We start from the raw sequence: 15,706 nt of genomic DNA, 5'->3' as shown, positions 1-15,706 counted from the left end.
CCGAGGTTAGCTATGTCCACCGTCACCACGCCGGCCGCCCCAAAGGTCGGCTTCGTATCTCTGGGTTGCCCGAAAGCACTGGTCGACTCCGAGCGCATCCTGACGCAACTGCGTATGGAAGGTTACGAAGTCGTGTCCACCTATCAGGACGCCGACGTCGTGGTGGTCAATACCTGTGGTTTTATCGACAGCGCCAAGGCCGAGTCCCTGGAAGTGATCGGTGAAGCCATCAAGGAAAATGGCAAGGTCATCGTCACCGGATGCATGGGTGTCGAAGAAGGCAATATCCGCAAGATTCACCCAAGTGTGCTCTCGGTGACTGGCCCGCAGCAATACGAGCAAGTGGTCAACGCCGTCCACGACGTGGTCCCGCCGCGTCAGGATCACAACCCGCTGATCGACCTGGTGCCGCCGCAAGGCATCAAGCTGACCCCGCGCCACTACGCTTACCTGAAGATTTCCGAAGGCTGCAACCACAGCTGCAGCTTCTGCATCATCCCCTCGATGCGCGGCAAGCTGGTCAGCCGCCCGGTCGGTGATGTGCTCGACGAAGCCCAGCGCCTGGTCAAATCCGGTGTCAAAGAGCTGCTGGTGATTTCCCAGGACACCAGCGCCTACGGCGTCGACGTCAAATACCGCACCGGCTTCTGGAACGGCGCGCCGGTGAAAACCCGCATGACCGAACTCTGCGAAGCACTGAGCAGCCTCGGTGTCTGGGTTCGTCTGCACTACGTTTACCCGTACCCGCACGTCGATGAGCTGATCCCGCTGATGGCCGCCGGGAAAATCCTGCCGTACCTGGACATCCCGTTCCAGCACGCCAGCCCGAAAGTGCTCAAGGCGATGAAACGTCCGGCCTTCGAAGACAAGACCCTGGCACGGATCAAGAACTGGCGCGTCATCTGCCCGGAGCTGATCATCCGTTCGACCTTCATCGTCGGCTTCCCCGGCGAAACCGAAGAAGACTTCCAGTATCTGCTGAAGTGGCTGACCGAAGCCCAGCTCGACCGCGTCGGCTGCTTCCAGTACTCGCCAGTCGAAGGCGCACCGGCCAATGACCTGGATCTGGAAGTGGTGCCGGACGACGTCAAACAGGACCGCTGGGAGCGCTTCATGGCCCATCAACAGGCCATCAGCTCGGCTCGCCTGCAACTGCGCATCGGCAAGGAAATCGAAGTGCTGATCGACGAAGTCGACGAGCAAGGCGCCGTTGGCCGCTGCTTCTTCGATGCTCCGGAAATCGACGGTAACGTCTTTATCGACGACGCCGGCGACCTGAAACCAGGCGACAAGGTCTGGTGCCGAGTGACCGACGCCGACGAGTACGACCTTTGGGCTGAAAAGCGCTAAGGTGTGAAAAATTGAAAAGCCCTGCTCTCTTGACGAGATGCGGGGCTTTTTTACGGCTATCGTTCAGTCAATAAAAGGATTCCGTGCCCAAGGCAATTACGCCAAAACCCGTAAAAGGAGCAGGTGGCATGCGCCATCACTCGGTCATCCATACACCGAAACAGAGCGACTATCAGGAACTGACCCGGATCTGGGAAGCTTCGGTGCGCGCCACCCACGACTTCCTCCCGGACAGCTACATCGAACTGCTGAAGAAGCAGGTGCTGACCCGTTACCTGGATGCGGTCATGCTGATCTGCACCCGGGATCATCGCCAACGCATTACCGGTTTTGCCGGTATCGCGGCGGGCAAGATCGAAATGCTCTTTATCGACCCCGACCACCGTGGCCAAGGTCTGGGTAAACAATTGCTCAAGTACGCCATCGAGCACTTCAATGCCGATGAGCTGGACGTCAATGAACAAAACCCGCAAGCCTTGGGCTTTTATTTCAAACAGGGCTTCGAGGTGATCGGCCGCTCGGAGCACGATGGTATGGGCCAGCCCTATCCGCTGCTGCATATGCGCTTCAAACAGGCGCAGCAAAGAGCTCATCGCAGCTAAAAATGCCATAGCTGAACATAACAAGGATCAGTGTGGGAGCGGCGGTGCGGCGATCCGACTTGCCCGCGAAGAAAACACCGCGGTTTTTCAGGAATTACGCGTCATCGTTCTTCGCGGGCAAGCCCGCTCCCACACTAAAAGCCACACTCTTCAAATGGACCCGCGATTAACCGGCGCCAGGCAGGTACAATGGGCGCCCTCTTTTGTTACGGCCCCTGTCATGACTGACCCGATTCGTCTCTCCAAGCGCCTCATCGAACTCGTCGGCTGTTCCCGTCGGGAGGCTGAGCTGTTCATCGAGGGCGGCTGGGTCACCGTGGACGGCGAAGTCATCGATGAGCCGCAGTTCAAGGTCGGCACGCAAAAAGTCGAGCTGGATCCTGAAGCCAAGGCCACTGCGCCGGAGCCGGTGACCATCCTGTTCAACGTTCCGGCGGGCATGGACGCGGAAACGGCCATGGCGACCATCAGCGCCGAAACCCTGAGCGAAGAACACCGCTTCAGCAAACGTCCGCTCAAGGGCCACTTCCTGCGCTTGACCGCCAGCACCGACCTGCAGGCCAACGCCAGCGGTCTGCTGGTGTTCACCCAGGACTGGAAGATCCTGCGCAAACTCACCGCAGACTCCGCCAAGATCGAGCAAGAGTATGTGGTCGAGGTTGAAGGCGACATGGTGGCTCACGGCCTCAACCGCCTGAATCACGGCCTGACCTACAAGGGCAAGGAACTGCCGCCGGTCAAAGCCAGCTGGCAGAACGAAAACCGCCTGCGTTTTGCGATGAAGAACCCACAACCGGGCGTGATCGCCCTGTTCTGCCAGGCCGTAGGCCTGAAGGTCGTCGCCATCCGCCGCATCCGCATCGGCGGCGTGTCCATCGGCAAAGTGCCGTTGGGGCAATGGCGCTACCTGTCCGGCAAAGAGAAGTTCTAAGACTTTTCCCGCCGCCACACATTTCGGCGCCGCTGCTTATGCGGCGCCCACTGCTGAATATCAGGATTGCACACCATGATTCATAACGACGTACTGCGCAGCGTGCGCTACATGCTCGACATCAGCGACAAGAAAGTCATCGAGATCATCAAGCTCGGCGGCATGGACGTGTCCATGGAAGATCTGCTGACGTACCTCGATAAGAAAGAGGAAGACGAGGAAGGCTTCGTACGCTGCCCGGACGACGTCATGGCGCATTTCCTCGACGGTCTGGTGATCTACAAGCGCGGCAAGGACGAAAGCCGTCCGCCGCAGCCGATCGAGCTTCCGGTGACCAACAACATCATCCTGAAGAAACTGCGGGTTGCCTTCGAACTGAAGGAAGACGACATGCACGCGATCCTCAAGGCCGCCGAGTTCCCTGTGTCCAAGCCTGAGCTGAGCGCGCTGTTCCGCAAGTTCGGCCACACCAACTACCGCACCTGCGGTGATCAACTGCTGCGCAATTTCCTCAAGGGCCTGACCCTGCGCGTTCGCGGCTGATTGCCCTGGTTTCAGGTGGCGACTCTCAGCCACCTGAAACCTTATGGTTGCCCATTGCGCTGCACAATAATGGCTCCGCTTTTCGCGCCTGACGACTAGGGTATGCACTTACCCTCAGCCCTCAGGACTTGCCATGCACCCTTACTTTTCCCTGCAAGGCCGCACCGCTCTGGTGACCGGCGGCACCCGTGGTATCGGCAAAATGATCGCCAAGGCTTTCGTCGAGGCCGGGGCGACGGTGTATGTCTGCGCCCGCGATGCCGAAGCCTGTCAGCAGACCGCTGAAGAATTGAGTGCCTTGGGCCGCTGTCAGGCCATCGCCGCCAATCTCGCCAACGAAGAAGATGTGCAGCAATTGGCCATGCGCCTGGGCGAACAGATCAGTCACCTGGATATTCTGGTGAACAATGCCGGCACTACGTGGGGTGCACCGCTGGAGAGTTATCCGGTCAAGGGCTGGGAAAAGGTCATGCAACTCAACGTGACCTCGGTGTTCAACTGCATCCAGCAGTTCTTGCCATTGTTGCGCAAGGCCGGTTCAGCGGCGAACCCGGCGCGAATCATCAATATCGGTTCGGTGGCCGGTATCTCCTCCTTTGGCGAACAGGCCTACGCCTACGGCCCGAGCAAGGCGGCCCTGCATCAACTGTCGCGGATTCTCGCCCGTGAACTGGTCAGCCAGCACATCAACGTCAATGTCATCGCCCCCGGACGCTTCCCGAGCAAAATGACCCAGCACATCGGTAACGATGAACAGGCACTGGCCGAAGACACTGCACTGATCCCGATGAAGCGCTGGGGTCGCGAGGAAGAAATGGCCGCGCTGGCCATCAGCCTGGCGAGCACTGCCGGGGCTTATATGACCGGGAATATTATTGCGCTGGATGGTGGGTTCAGTCTCTGAGGGGCTTTTGTGGCGAGGGAGCTTGCTCCCGCTCGGTTGCGAAGCAGCCGCAAAACCTGATAGGCCCAGTTCTACCTGACAGAGCTCGGTCGTAGGTTTTGGGGGCGCTTCGCACCCCAGCGGGAGCAAGCTCCCTCGCCACAGGGATCGGCGCAAGCCACTGCTGCTCGGGTTATCATGCTCGCCCTCACCCCGCCTCGACCCCAGACCATGACCTACAGCGTTTCCCCTATCGGCTTTGTGCGCTCCTGCTTCAAGGAGAAATTCGCCATTCCGCGTCAACCGCAACTGGCACCGGCCGCCCGTGGCGTTCTGGAACTGGTCGCGCCGTTTGATCAAGGCGATGCCGTGCAAGGGCTTGAGCAGGTCAGTCATGTCTGGTTGCTGTTCCTGTTTCATCAGGCTCTGGAAGACAAACCACGGCTCAAGGTCCGCCCGCCCCGCCTGGGCGGCAATAAGTCCATGGGCGTATTCGCCACCCGCGCCACCCATCGCCCGAACGGCATTGGCCAATCAGTGGTCAAGCTCGACAAAGTCGAAGCCAGTCGCCTGTGGATCTCTGGCATCGACTTGCTGGACGGCACCCCCATTCTCGACATCAAGCCCTATGTGCCTTATGCGGACATTGTCGATGCAGCCTCCAACAACATCGCCAGCGCCGCGCCGGAGTTGATTCCGGTGCAGTGGACGGACACCGCGCTGCAACAGGCTCACGAGCACGCTCAGCGCCTGCAAGAGCCATTAGTGGAGCTGATCGAGCAGTGCCTGGCACAAGACCCACGTCCGGCTTACCAGATTCCTGCAGCGGAACGCGAATACGGCGCACAGTTTTGGGATCTGGACGTGCGCTGGCATTACCCCGAGCCGGGTGTAATCCGCGTGCTGGAAGTCATCCCAGCCAAATAAATTGCCAGAATCGAAAAAGCCCGCGCTGCCTTCTCAGGCAACGCGGGCTTAGCGGGAGCAAGCGTTTGTGGGAGCGGGCTTGCCCGCGAAGAACGATAACGCGTAATGCCTGAAAAACCGCGGTGTTCGCTTCGCGGGCAAGCCCGCTCCCACAGGTTCTGCACCTTAACCCACTGGTATCAGGGCAAACCCTCTCCTACAGCTTACTTCTCGACGAAGGCGCGCTCGATCAGATAGTCACCCGGCTCACGCATCCGCGGAGAAACCTTCAGACCGAAGCTGTTGAGCACTTCGCTGGTTTCGTCGAGCATGCTCGGGCTGCCGCACAGCATGGCACGGTCGTCCTGCGGGTTGATCGGCGGCAGACCGATGTCGCTGAACAGCTTGCCGCTGCGCATCAGGTCGGTCAGACGGCCTTCGTTCTCGAATGGTTCGCGGGTCACGGTTGGGTAGTAGATCAACTTGTCACGCAGCGCTTCGCCGAAGAATTCGTTCTGCGGCAAGTGCTCGGTAATGAACTCGCGGTAAGCGACTTCGTTGACGTAACGCACGCCGTGGCACAGGATCACTTTCTCGAAACGCTCGTAGGTTTCCGGATCCTGGATAACGCTCATGAATGGCGCCAGACCGGTACCGGTGCTGAGCAGGTACAAATGCTTGCCAGGCTTCAAATCGTCCAGCACCAGGGTGCCAGTCGGTTTTTTGCTGATGATGATCTCGTCGCCTTCCTTCAAATGCTGCAGCTGGGAAGTCAGCGGACCATCGGGAACCTTGATGCTGAAGAACTCGAGATGCTCTTCCCAGTTCGGGCTGGCAATCGAGTAAGCGCGCATAAGCGGGCGGCCATTGGGCTGTTGCAGGCCGATCATCACGAACTGACCGTTCTCGAAGCGCAGGCCCGGATCGCGGGTGCACTTGAAGCTGAACAGAGTGTCGTTCCAGTGATGAACACTGAGGACACGCTCGTGGTTCATGTTGCTCATGTACGGGGACTCCTGGGAATTTGTCTGCGCATACTCTGCGCCTGCTCTGCGAAAAAGGAGCTGCTGCGCGCAATTGCATAGCATTCTAATGGCGGCGACAATATCTGTTAAATGGATTATTAAGATAAGGGTTATCGGTTATATAGATATGCGATTTACTCTCCGTCAACTTCAAGTATTCGTCGCCGTCGCCCAGCAGGAGAGCGTGTCTCGCGCTGCGGGTTTGCTGGCGCTTTCTCAATCGGCCGCCAGCACCTCAATCACCGAGCTTGAGCGCCAATCCAGCTGCCAGTTATTTGATCGCGCCGGCAAACGCCTGAGCCTCAACGCGCTCGGGCGACAACTGCTGCCGCAGGCCGTAGCGCTGCTGGATCAGGCCAAGGAGATCGAGGACCTGCTCAATGGCAAGTCTGGCTTCGGCTCATTGGCGGTCGGTGCCACGCTGACCATCGGTAATTACCTGGCAACCTTGCTGATCGGCAGTTTCATGCAGCGCCATCCGGAAAGCCAGGTGAAGCTCCATGTGCAAAACACTGTGAATATTGTGCAACAGGTTGCCCATTATGAAATTGATCTGGGTCTGATCGAAGGCGATTGCAGCCACCCGGATATCGAGGTGCAAAGCTGGGTCGAAGATGAACTGGTGGTGTTTTGCGCCCCCCAGCATCCCTTGGCCAAGCGTGGCCAGGCGAGCATGGAGGAGCTGACACACGAGGCCTGGATTCTGCGCGAACAAGGCTCGGGAACCCGGCTGACCTTCGATCAGGCCATGCGTCATCACCGCAGCACGCTGAACATCCGCCTCGAACTCGAACACACCGAGGCCATCAAACGCGCAGTGGAATCAGGCTTGGGAATTGGTTGCATATCCCGACTGGCGCTACGTGATGCCTTCCGTCGCGGCAGCCTGGTGGCGGTAGAAACACCGGATCTGGACCTGGCGCGGCAGTTCTATTTCATCTGGCACAAACAGAAGTATCAGACCTCGGCCATGCGCGAGTTTCTCGAGCTTTGCCGCGCTTTCACTGCCGGGGTGCAGCGCAGTGATGAAATAGTCCTGCCGACGATCGCCTGAGCGACCGTTAAATCAGAATCACCGCCCACACCACTGCGATCATGCTCAAGGCGACGAGCTGAGCGGCGCTGCCCATGTCCTTGGCATTTTTCGACAGGGGATGCAGGTCGAGGGAGATCCGGTCGATTGCCGCTTCCACTGCCGAATTCAGCAGTTCGACAATCAACGCCAGCAGACACACGGCGATCAGCAACGCACGCTCGACGCGGCTGACGCTGAACAGGAAACTCAACGGAATCAGGATGGCATTGAGCAGCACCAGTTGACGGAAGGCCGCTTCCCCCGTGAAGGCCGCGCGCAAGCCGTCGAAAGAGTAGCCCGAGGCGTTGAGGATGCGTTTAAGACCGGTTTGACCTTTGAAAGGCGACATAAAATGGGCAACTGAAAAAAGGAGTGGGGGAAACTAATTTAACGAAAGTCAAAAAAGCGTGAAGGAACATGCCATTAGTTACTGGAAATTGACTCAAGTTGTTGCAAGAGCAAAGCAGCCTGAGTTCGGGTGCGCACACCCAACTTGCGGAAAATCGCCGTGACGTGGGCCTTGATCGTCGCTTCCGAAACGCTCAGCTCGTAGGCAATCTGCTTGTTCAGCAAACCCTCACAGACCATGGTCAATACGCGGAACTGCTGGGGAGTCAGACTGGCCAGCCCGGCGCTGGCCGCTTTGGCCTCGTCCGAGACACTCACCGCTTCGAACGCTTGCGGCGGCCACCAGACATCGCCGTCCAGAACGCTACGTACCGCAGTCTGAATCACTTCCAGTGAACTGGATTTGGGAATGAAACCGCTCGCACCGAATTCACGGGAGCGCACCATGATCGATGCCTCTTCCTGCGCCGAAACCATCACCACGGGAATCTGCGGATATTGGCCGCGCAACAACACCAGCCCGGAAAAACCGTAGGCACCCGGCATGTTCAGATCCAGCAGCACCAGATCCCAGTCAGCCTTTTCGGTCAGACGGGTTTCCAGTTCGGCAATGCTCGCCACCTCCACCAGACGAACCTCGGGACCCAGGCCCAGGGTCACGGCCTGATGAAGTGCGCTGCGGAACAACGGGTGGTCATCGGCAATCAGGATTTCGTATGTGGCCATTGTTCAAATGATCCTGTTTTTATATGGGAGGTCCGATGCGACCAGCCCTCACCAAAGCAACTCAAGATTGCAGCCAGAGTGCGGCAACCAACAGGGCACGTTCAACGCCAATACACTGGATAAAACGGCGTTTCAAACTTTGGCCGCGCCCTAATCGGCGCCAAGCATGCCCAGCGAAGCCGGGGTGGTCAAGTTACACGCGCCGCCGTTCTTTCCCAGTATGGGCGACTCTCAACACATGACAGGCGCCGGGCACTGAACGAAGGGCATCAGTTCTGCGTGGGCCGGTGTTGAAACATTCAATTGCAGCTGGTTTTTCGCATCGAGGTAGTGCTGGCTGAACACGTCAAAATAAGCGTCCAGCGCCGATGCCGCCTCCAGATCTCCCGCCAGATCGAGGCACAGCGCCGCCACCTCTGCCGTGCACAGGTGTTCGCTACGGGTAGACCTTCGCAAACGGTAACGCGAGAGTTTCTCGGGGAGCAGGCTGAGGATGGGAAAGCCGTCGAAATAGGGACTTTTGCGAAAAATCTTTCTGGCTTCAGTCCAGGTAGCGTCCAGCAGAATGAACAGCGGTCGTTTGGTGCTATCGGCCTCGACGGTGTGGGTCACTCGCTCGGGTTCGACATACTCGCCCGGAAATACCAGGTAAGGCTGCCATTGCGGGTCGGATAGCAGTTGCAAAAGTTGCGGGTCGACTTCGGTTCGCGACCAGATGAACGCATGGTTGTCACGCACCACATCGGCGATCAGCCAGCCGGTATTACTCGGTTTGAACACTTCTTTGTTGGTCATGATCAGGCACACCCCGGAGCGGGTCTCGACCTGTGGGCGCCAGGCGCACAGGCAGTGGCTCTCGATCACACGGCAGGCACGGCAACGCGGCGCCCTCCAGCCACGGGCTTGAATCGGCTTGATGCCCTCCTCTTCGCGCTCGTCGCGCAGGCGGGCTACAGCGTTCAACGCAAAAGGCGTGGGGGCATGGCTCATCGCAGGCAATGCCGGCGGGGAAGGAAAATCGACACGAAAAAACACTCGGCAGGGCAGAAAGTATCGGCAGTTTATCAGACCGGCCGGCGCAAGCCTGTACCGTCCAGGCCACCTCCCCTATAATTCGCCGCCACTGAACGCACAGTCACGTGACGGGTCAAAATCACCAGTCGCTGAACCAGGAGAGTTTCATGCTGCGCTTTATCGTTCCTACCGCCGCCATTTTGCTGGCGTCGTCCTTCAGCGCCCAGGCTGCTTCCTTGAAAGACATGGAACTGAGCAAAATGCTGCAAAACGTTGCCACTCAGAGCAGCGTTGGCACTCCGCGGGCCATCAACGAAGACATTCTCGATCAGGGCTATACCGTTGAAGGCAAAGAGCTGATCAATCATCTCAGTGTGCAATCAAGCCATGCCAACAAGATGCGTGCCGACCCTAAAGCGGTTTACTTCCAGCTGGGCTCCACCGTTTGCAACAACCCGGGCTTCCGCAAGCTGATGGCCAAGGGCGCGATCATGCGTTACGAGTTCACCGAGGTGAAGACCAACCGTCCGGTGGCCAGCGAACGCTTCCAGGAGTCGGATTGCCCTAGGGCAACCCCGAAGAAAAAGTAACTATATAAAAAGTAGCTATATAAAAAGTAGCTATATAAATAACAACTATCGCGAATCTGTGCGTCGCTGTTCATCATCGGCGCGCAGTTCTGCCACCAACGCCTGCAAATAACGCGAGTGCCGCTCGGCACCTTCCAGACGTCGACGGCACTCCTCGTCAAAGCTCAGATGGTTAGTCTTGGCCGCTGATTGCAACAACCGATACAACTGCGGATCGATCTCCAGAATCACCTTGATCATTTCAAGCCTCCTTGCATCCGCTGACTCGCCATTAATTGCGCAATCAAACCCTCAGCCTTAATGCCTTGCGCCCTACCCGACACAAAGCTGGCTGTAACTTAGTAAATCAGAGCCAGAGCGGTCCCGCACGGGTTCTGACGAGCGGTGAAACTCCGTTGTGAATCGGCAATAAGCTATTGCCAGGCAAGACTTTCCAGGCTCATGATCAAGTCAGCAAAAATCGCCGAGAGGGTCTAGATTCAGAGTGTTGCTGTTCATTTTCCGGGGTCGAAAAGGGGGTTGCCCCATAACGTCTTGCAGTGCGAATGTTTCTTTCATTCAAGGAAAAACAGAATCCGTATGGATGACTCGATCGCCACATCAGTGCTTCACGGCCCTGTCGAGTCAGGTGTAGTGCCCAGTCGTCAGTCTGGGCTGACAGCGACACATGCAGTGTCGTGGTGCTGGCGAATATCTCGCCTGTGCCAAGGATTCTGTGCAAAAGGAGAAGTTGAATGCCTTATCAACCGAATGACCTCCTAAGCCGTCATTTTCAAAGCAACGGTAGCGACCTCACCAGCAAGGTCGAAGAACAACTCAACCTGGTTGCACCCAATAGCCCGAATATCCCGATTTATCGCGACATGATGTTGACTGTCCTGCGCATGGCCCAAGAAGACCACAATCGCTGGAACGCCAAGATCACCCTGCAAGCCCTGCGCGAACTGGAGCACTCCTTCCGGGTACTGGAGAAGTTCAAAGGTCGGCGCAAAGTCACTGTCTTTGGCTCGGCACGTACGCCGATCGAACATCCCCTCTACGGTCTGGCCCGGGAACTCGGTGCGACACTGGCGCGCTCGAACCTGATGGTCATCACCGGTGCCGGCGGAGGCATCATGGCTGCCGCCCATGAAGGCGCCGGCCTCGAACACAGCCTTGGATTCAATATCACCCTGCCATTTGAGCAGCATGCGAATCCAACCGTCGAAGGCACAGACAACCTGCTGCCTTTCCACTTTTTCTTTACCCGCAAACTGTTTTTCGTCAAAGAGGCCGATGCTCTGGTGCTCTGCCCGGGCGGCTTCGGCACGCTGGATGAAGCACTGGAAGTACTGACACTGATCCAGACCGGCAAAAGCCCGCTGGTACCCGTGGTGCTGCTGGATGCTCCGGGCGGCAGTTTCTGGCAAGGCGCCCTGGACTTTATCCACAATCAACTGGAGGCCAATCGCTACATTCTGCCCAGCGACATGAAGCTGCTCCGCCTGGTGTACAGCGCCGAGGAGGCGGTGGAGGAAATCAACCAGTTCTACCGTAACTTCCATTCCAGCCGCTGGCTGAAGCATCAGTTTGTGATTCGCATGAATCACAAACTCAGCGAGCAGGCGCTCGAACACATGCAAAAGGCCTTTGCCGACCTGTGCCTGAGCGATCACTTTCATCAACATGCTTACAGTGGAGAGGAGCACGACGAAGCGCAGTTCAGCCACCTGACGCGACTGGCGTTCACCTTCAATGCCCGTGATCACGGCCGTCTGCGCGAGCTGGTCGATTTCATCAACCTGCCGGAAAACTGGGCCAAAGCCCAGGCCAAGACTCAGCAGCGCGCGCGTGAGCCGATCAAGGTCACTTGATCGACAAGCAACTCAGTGGTCCGCACGCTCTACATAAAAACAGCGGGGCGAGCCACAACAGTCAGTCATCCATCCCACGGCCGCTCAACAAGCGGCCGATCATTTCCATTGAATACCCCCGATAACTCAGAAAGCGGCCTTGCCTGGCACGCTCGCGGGCGTCTATCGGCAAATGCCCGGCAAACTTGCGACGCCAGGTGTCCTCCAGTTGCTCTTGCCAACTGATGCCACACTCGCGCAAGGCGAGCTCGATATCGGCACGCTGCAGGCCGCGCTGGCTCAACTCTTCGCGAATGCGTAAAGGGCCATAGCCGGAACGGGCACGGTAGGAAACGAAGCTTTCGAGGTAACGGGATTCGGACAGCAGGCCCTCTTCCGTCAGACGGTCAAGTGCAGTGTCGATCATTTCAGGAGAGGCGCCGCGCTGACGCAGTTTACGCGTCAGCTCGACTCGACCGTGCTCGCGTCGCGCGAGCAGGTCCATTGCGGTTCGCCGCACCGCGACGAGTGTATCGAGTACGGCGGTCATCGGATCAATCAGATATCCGCGTCGGCCAGATCGTCAACCGTCTCGCGGGTCGCATTGGCTTTCACGTCCGGCGTCGGGGTCAGCAGCTTGTCGCGAATCTGCTTCTCAAGGGCTGTAGCGATATCCGGGTTGTCCTGCAGGAACTTGGCCGAGTTGGCCTTGCCCTGACCGATCTTGCTGCCATTATAGGCATACCAGGCGCCGGATTTTTCCACGAAACCATGCAGTACGCCGAGGTCGATCATCTCGCCGTTCAGGTAGATACCCTTGCCGTAGAGAATCTGGAACTCGGCCTGACGGAACGGCGGAGCCACTTTGTTCTTGACGACTTTGACGCGGGTTTCACTACCAACGACTTCGTCACCTTCTTTCACCGCGCCAGTACGACGGATATCCAGACGAACCGAAGCGTAGAACTTCAGCGCGTTACCACCGGTGGTGGTTTCCGGGCTGCCGAACATCACGCCGATTTTCATCCGGATCTGGTTGATGAAGATAACCAGGCAGTTGGCATTCTTGATGTTACCGGTGATTTTACGCAGCGCCTGGGACATCAGACGGGCTTGCAGGCCCACGTGCATGTCGCCCATTTCGCCTTCGATCTCGGCTTTTGGCACCAAAGCCGCCACGGAGTCGATGACGATCACGTCGATGGCGTTGGAGCGCACCAGCATGTCGGTGATTTCCAGCGCTTGCTCGCCGGTATCCGGTTGGGAAACCAGCAGGTCGTCGACGTTGACGCCCAGTTTGCCGGCGTACTCCGGATCCAGTGCGTGCTCGGCGTCGACGAAGGCGCAAGTGGCGCCCATCTTCTGTGCCTGAGCAATCACGGAAAGGGTCAGTGTGGTTTTACCGGACGACTCCGGACCGTAGATTTCAACGATACGACCTTTGGGCAGGCCGCCGATGCCAAGTGCGATGTCCAGACCCAGAGAGCCAGTAGAAATAGCCGGGATCGCCTGACGGTCGTGATCGCCCATACGCATTACGGCACCCTTGCCGAATTGACGTTCGATCTGACCCAGGGCCGCAGCCAAGGCTTTCTTCTTGTTGTCGTCCATTAAAGTCCTCACGTAATCAATAAGGCCTGACGGCCAACACCTGTATAAGTAGCCAGTATTATTCCACAGCGTTCGAGGATCGCCTACCCCTGTTTTGAGATTTCTCCCGCCGCATGCTGCAGCAGCCCCTCTAGCGCGGCCTTCACCGTTTGTCGGCGGACTTCATCGCGGTTACCGGCAAAGTGCTGGACCTCGCTGAACACCTGCTCGCCAACGCCCCAGGCCAGCCATACCGTGCCCACCGGCTTGCTCGGAGAACCGCCATCCGGCCCGGCCACACCGCTGACGGCCACGGCAAAACGCGCACGGCTCTTGGCCTGGGCGCCCCGGACCATGGCCTCGACCACCTCGCGACTGACCGCCCCGACCTGATCGAACAGCGCGGCGGGGACTTCCAGTTGCTGGGTTTTCTGGCGATTGGAATAGGTGACATAACCGGCCTCGAACCAGGCCGAACTGCCGGAAATCCGGGTAATCGCCTCGGCAATCCCGCCACCGGTGCAGGATTCGGCCGTGGTGACGTGGGCATTGAGAACCTGCAAGCGTCTGCCGAGTTCAGCGGCAAGCTGGGTGATTTCGTTCACGGACCTCTCCTGATCAGGCTGGCGTGAGGCCTACCGTACACGAGCGTATCGCGCTTGCAAGACACTTGGGTGGTCAAAATGTTAACGCTGCGCATCCCTGCGGGCCGGGGCCGTAGTCATTGCCCCAGGACGCCAATCCATTGGTCTTCTGCAAGCAGTCTAGCGATCCTGACTGGAATCACGCTGTGGCACTTCACACACACCGAGCTTCCTCGCGGCCCACCGTTCATACAGCCCGATGGCCACATCAGCCCCGGCCATCGCGGTCAGGCAACCGAAGGCGCAGGCCGTCCAGATCGACATCCCGGCGGCGTACAACAGCATGATCGCCGAGACGCCGCAGACCATGCAGGCTCCGGAGCGCAGGGCCAGACGCCGGATCAGTGACCAGCCGCGGGCGCCCTCCTTGTCCGCCCGCCACATTTCGCCGGCTACCCCGCCGATCAGCGCCAGGGCGATGACCAGCCAGATCGGCATGTCCAGCAACGCCTGCTCGTTTGTCATGTCACGCCTCCTGAATCGAATGGAGCCAACGGGTTGGCTGGGTGATAAATCGGCCTGGCCTGTGCATCAAGTCATGCAGGTCTCTTGTCGACCCACGACAGGTGGGCATTTCAAGTCGTTCCCGGGCGACTTGAAACAAAGAATATGCATGTATGCATATACAGTCAATGCATTAATGCATTTATTTGTGCGCATAAAATGCGCCAGAGCATCGAAGCCTCACAGGCAAAGGCTCAGGCTGTTTTCTATGGTCGAAAAAAACCCGCATTGGTTGCGGGTTTTGTCTGACAGAGATGAAGCTATCGGGCGTACATGCCCCACCAGAAGACGTGACCGAGGATGGTGATCTGCCCTTCCTGGATTTCCTGGAAGCTGTAGTCCTCGTCCGGGTGCTCGTCGCGGTTGAAGCTGCGCAGACGAATCCCGCTCGGCAGGCGGTAGAGCTGCTTCACCCGCAGCTGGCCGTTATGGTTGATCGCATAAAGGTCGCCGTCGACGATATCGCCGATCCCGCACTTGCCGGCATTGACCCCGACCGTGGCACCGTCGCGCAGCACCGGCAGCATACTGTTGCCACGAACGGTCACGCATTTGGCCTGGTCGAACTGCACGCCGTTATGCCGCAGGCTGCGCTTGCCGAAGCGCAGGCTGGCCTTTTCACTTTCTTCGATGACGAATCTTCCTGATCCAGCTGCCAATTCAACCTCGCGAAGAAAGGGGATCGACACCTCATCGTCATCGATGGGGGTATCGTCATCCCACAAGCTTATGTCCTGCAACTCATCACGCGCCGCGCCTTTGGCCGGCGCAACATTCACGCGCCCACGCAATTGATCGGTGCTCACACGGAAGTACTCGGCGATCCGCGAGATGTGCTTATCCGAAGGATCGACGATCTTGCCGCTGAGAATGCGCGAGAGGGTGGATTGAGGCACGCCGGTTCGACGGTGAAGCTCCGTGGGGGAGATCCCGTGCTGATCGAGCAGCGCTCTTAAGACGGTAGAAACATTGCGTTTTTGCATAACGCGCATATTGAAGGTTCTTTGCGCCCATGACAAATGCCGAATTGCATAACTTATGCATAGTTTCCATCAAATGACCTGAGCCTTCATGCCTGCGAAGGTCAGACCGCCCATGGTAACCTTGCGCCCATCGCGAAAAAGCCGGGCCTAAAGGGTCCCA

Annotated in this window: 19 protein-coding genes; 9 read left to right on the top strand and 10 right to left on the bottom strand. The window is 58.2% G+C overall.

Annotation, left to right across the window (positions count from 1 at the left end):
- The first annotated feature begins 12 nt into the window (after positions 1–12).
- From rimO to tsaA, 6 genes are all read left to right on the top strand, one after another.
- Entirely contained in the window at positions 13–1,350 is a 1,338-nt protein-coding gene (gene rimO, locus AC3I0A_RS05710) for a 30S ribosomal protein S12 methylthiotransferase RimO (protein WP_489376640.1), read from the top strand.
- Between the two features lie 128 nt (positions 1,351–1,478).
- Positions 1,479–1,952, top strand: coding sequence for an acetyltransferase (locus tag AC3I0A_RS05705; RefSeq protein WP_489376638.1), 474 nt, complete (start codon positions 1,479–1,481; stop codon positions 1,950–1,952).
- A gap of 220 nt (positions 1,953–2,172) precedes the next feature.
- Positions 2,173–2,883, top strand: coding sequence for an rRNA pseudouridine synthase (locus AC3I0A_RS05700; RefSeq protein WP_489376637.1), 711 nt, complete (start codon positions 2,173–2,175; stop codon positions 2,881–2,883).
- Between the two features lie 75 nt (positions 2,884–2,958).
- Positions 2,959–3,426 (top strand): YehS family protein, encoded by a 468-nt coding sequence (locus tag AC3I0A_RS05695; protein ID WP_489376636.1) that lies wholly within the window; start codon positions 2,959–2,961, stop codon positions 3,424–3,426.
- Positions 3,427–3,559: 133 nt separating this feature from the next.
- Positions 3,560–4,330, top strand: a complete 771-nt coding sequence (locus tag AC3I0A_RS05690; RefSeq protein ID WP_489376635.1) for an SDR family oxidoreductase — start codon at positions 3,560–3,562, stop codon at positions 4,328–4,330.
- A 210-nt stretch (positions 4,331–4,540) separates the two neighbouring features.
- The gene (gene tsaA, locus AC3I0A_RS05685; protein ID WP_489376634.1) at positions 4,541–5,236 is read left to right on the top strand and encodes a tRNA (N6-threonylcarbamoyladenosine(37)-N6)-methyltransferase TrmO; all 696 of its coding nucleotides are present in this window, start codon (positions 4,541–4,543) and stop codon (positions 5,234–5,236) included.
- A 203-nt stretch (positions 5,237–5,439) separates the two neighbouring features.
- Here the strand turns inward: tsaA and fpr are convergent, their stop codons facing one another.
- A complete protein-coding gene (fpr, locus tag AC3I0A_RS05680) occupies positions 5,440–6,219 on the bottom strand; it encodes a ferredoxin-NADP reductase (RefSeq protein WP_003443014.1) in 780 nt (259 codons plus the stop codon).
- Positions 6,220–6,367: 148 nt separating this feature from the next.
- On the opposite strand from fpr, the gene AC3I0A_RS05675 reads away from it, so the two are divergent.
- The gene (locus tag AC3I0A_RS05675) at positions 6,368–7,294 is read left to right on the top strand and encodes a LysR family transcriptional regulator (RefSeq protein WP_489376632.1); all 927 of its coding nucleotides are present in this window, start codon (positions 6,368–6,370) and stop codon (positions 7,292–7,294) included.
- Between the two features lie 7 nt (positions 7,295–7,301).
- Here the strand turns inward: AC3I0A_RS05675 and AC3I0A_RS05670 are convergent, their stop codons facing one another.
- From AC3I0A_RS05670 to AC3I0A_RS05660, 3 genes are all read right to left on the bottom strand, one after another.
- The gene (locus tag AC3I0A_RS05670; protein WP_489376630.1) at positions 7,302–7,664 is read right to left on the bottom strand and encodes a diacylglycerol kinase; all 363 of its coding nucleotides are present in this window, start codon (positions 7,662–7,664) and stop codon (positions 7,302–7,304) included.
- A gap of 74 nt (positions 7,665–7,738) precedes the next feature.
- Positions 7,739–8,389: a response regulator transcription factor ErdR gene (gene erdR, locus AC3I0A_RS05665; RefSeq protein ID WP_489376629.1), complete on the bottom strand. Its 651-nt coding sequence runs from the start codon at positions 8,387–8,389 to the stop codon at positions 7,739–7,741.
- Between the two features lie 231 nt (positions 8,390–8,620).
- Positions 8,621–9,379 (bottom strand): tRNA-uridine aminocarboxypropyltransferase, encoded by a 759-nt coding sequence (locus AC3I0A_RS05660; protein ID WP_489376628.1) that lies wholly within the window; start codon positions 9,377–9,379, stop codon positions 8,621–8,623.
- Between the two features lie 191 nt (positions 9,380–9,570).
- On the opposite strand from AC3I0A_RS05660, the gene AC3I0A_RS05655 reads away from it, so the two are divergent.
- Entirely contained in the window at positions 9,571–9,993 is a 423-nt protein-coding gene (locus AC3I0A_RS05655) for a quorum-sensing-regulated virulence factor family protein (RefSeq protein WP_489376627.1), read from the top strand.
- A gap of 45 nt (positions 9,994–10,038) precedes the next feature.
- Here the strand turns inward: AC3I0A_RS05655 and AC3I0A_RS05650 are convergent, their stop codons facing one another.
- Complete coding sequence (locus tag AC3I0A_RS05650) at positions 10,039–10,233, bottom strand: hypothetical protein (protein ID WP_489376625.1); 195 nt, start codon at positions 10,231–10,233, stop codon at positions 10,039–10,041.
- A gap of 494 nt (positions 10,234–10,727) precedes the next feature.
- Between AC3I0A_RS05650 and AC3I0A_RS05645 the strand changes: the two genes are divergently transcribed.
- On the top strand, positions 10,728–11,846 hold the full coding sequence (locus AC3I0A_RS05645; protein ID WP_489376624.1) for an LOG family protein: 1,119 nt from the start codon (positions 10,728–10,730) through the stop codon (positions 11,844–11,846).
- Positions 11,847–11,907: 61 nt separating this feature from the next.
- Here AC3I0A_RS05645 and recX read toward each other — a convergent pair whose 3' ends face one another.
- From recX to AC3I0A_RS05620, 5 genes are all read right to left on the bottom strand, one after another.
- Entirely contained in the window at positions 11,908–12,375 is a 468-nt protein-coding gene (recX, locus tag AC3I0A_RS05640; RefSeq protein WP_489376623.1) for a recombination regulator RecX, read from the bottom strand.
- 8 nt (positions 12,376–12,383) lie between these two features.
- Positions 12,384–13,436, bottom strand: coding sequence for a recombinase RecA (recA, locus tag AC3I0A_RS05635; protein WP_489376622.1), 1,053 nt, complete (start codon positions 13,434–13,436; stop codon positions 12,384–12,386).
- Between the two features lie 83 nt (positions 13,437–13,519).
- On the bottom strand, positions 13,520–14,020 hold the full coding sequence (locus AC3I0A_RS05630) for a CinA family protein (RefSeq protein WP_489376621.1): 501 nt from the start codon (positions 14,018–14,020) through the stop codon (positions 13,520–13,522).
- A 159-nt stretch (positions 14,021–14,179) separates the two neighbouring features.
- A complete protein-coding gene (locus AC3I0A_RS05625; protein ID WP_489376620.1) occupies positions 14,180–14,524 on the bottom strand; it encodes a phage holin family protein in 345 nt (114 codons plus the stop codon).
- Positions 14,525–14,823: 299 nt separating this feature from the next.
- The gene (locus AC3I0A_RS05620; protein WP_489376619.1) at positions 14,824–15,555 is read right to left on the bottom strand and encodes a LexA family transcriptional regulator; all 732 of its coding nucleotides are present in this window, start codon (positions 15,553–15,555) and stop codon (positions 14,824–14,826) included.
- Between the last annotated feature and the right edge of the window lie 151 nt (positions 15,556–15,706).

It is taken from the genome of Pseudomonas sp. KH_024_B2, assembly GCF_057839965.1.
The sequence above is the reverse complement of the archived record's forward strand: the minus strand, read 5'-3'. Positions and strand labels throughout refer to the sequence as shown.

Coding starts and splice junctions, on each gene's coding strand:
- AC3I0A_RS05700 (WP_489376637.1), top strand. CDS start 2,173: ATGACTGACCCGATTCGTCTCTCCAAGCGCCTCATCGAACTCGTCGGC.
- AC3I0A_RS05670 (WP_489376630.1), bottom strand. CDS start 7,664: ATGTCGCCTTTCAAAGGTCAAACCGGTCTTAAACGCATCCTCAACGCC.
- rimO (WP_489376640.1), top strand. CDS start 13: ATGTCCACCGTCACCACGCCGGCCGCCCCAAAGGTCGGCTTCGTATCT.
- AC3I0A_RS05705 (WP_489376638.1), top strand. CDS start 1,479: ATGCGCCATCACTCGGTCATCCATACACCGAAACAGAGCGACTATCAG.
- AC3I0A_RS05625 (WP_489376620.1), bottom strand. CDS start 14,524: ATGACAAACGAGCAGGCGTTGCTGGACATGCCGATCTGGCTGGTCATC.
- fpr (WP_003443014.1), bottom strand. CDS start 6,219: ATGAGCAACATGAACCACGAGCGTGTCCTCAGTGTTCATCACTGGAAC.
- AC3I0A_RS05695 (WP_489376636.1), top strand. CDS start 2,959: ATGATTCATAACGACGTACTGCGCAGCGTGCGCTACATGCTCGACATC.
- AC3I0A_RS05660 (WP_489376628.1), bottom strand. CDS start 9,379: ATGAGCCATGCCCCCACGCCTTTTGCGTTGAACGCTGTAGCCCGCCTG.
- AC3I0A_RS05690 (WP_489376635.1), top strand. CDS start 3,560: ATGCACCCTTACTTTTCCCTGCAAGGCCGCACCGCTCTGGTGACCGGC.
- AC3I0A_RS05620 (WP_489376619.1), bottom strand. CDS start 15,555: ATGCGCGTTATGCAAAAACGCAATGTTTCTACCGTCTTAAGAGCGCTG.
- recA (WP_489376622.1), bottom strand. CDS start 13,436: ATGGACGACAACAAGAAGAAAGCCTTGGCTGCGGCCCTGGGTCAGATC.
- recX (WP_489376623.1), bottom strand. CDS start 12,375: ATGACCGCCGTACTCGATACACTCGTCGCGGTGCGGCGAACCGCAATG.
- AC3I0A_RS05650 (WP_489376625.1), bottom strand. CDS start 10,233: ATGATCAAGGTGATTCTGGAGATCGATCCGCAGTTGTATCGGTTGTTG.
- AC3I0A_RS05675 (WP_489376632.1), top strand. CDS start 6,368: ATGCGATTTACTCTCCGTCAACTTCAAGTATTCGTCGCCGTCGCCCAG.
- AC3I0A_RS05645 (WP_489376624.1), top strand. CDS start 10,728: ATGCCTTATCAACCGAATGACCTCCTAAGCCGTCATTTTCAAAGCAAC.
- AC3I0A_RS05655 (WP_489376627.1), top strand. CDS start 9,571: ATGCTGCGCTTTATCGTTCCTACCGCCGCCATTTTGCTGGCGTCGTCC.
- erdR (WP_489376629.1), bottom strand. CDS start 8,389: ATGGCCACATACGAAATCCTGATTGCCGATGACCACCCGTTGTTCCGC.
- tsaA (WP_489376634.1), top strand. CDS start 4,541: ATGACCTACAGCGTTTCCCCTATCGGCTTTGTGCGCTCCTGCTTCAAG.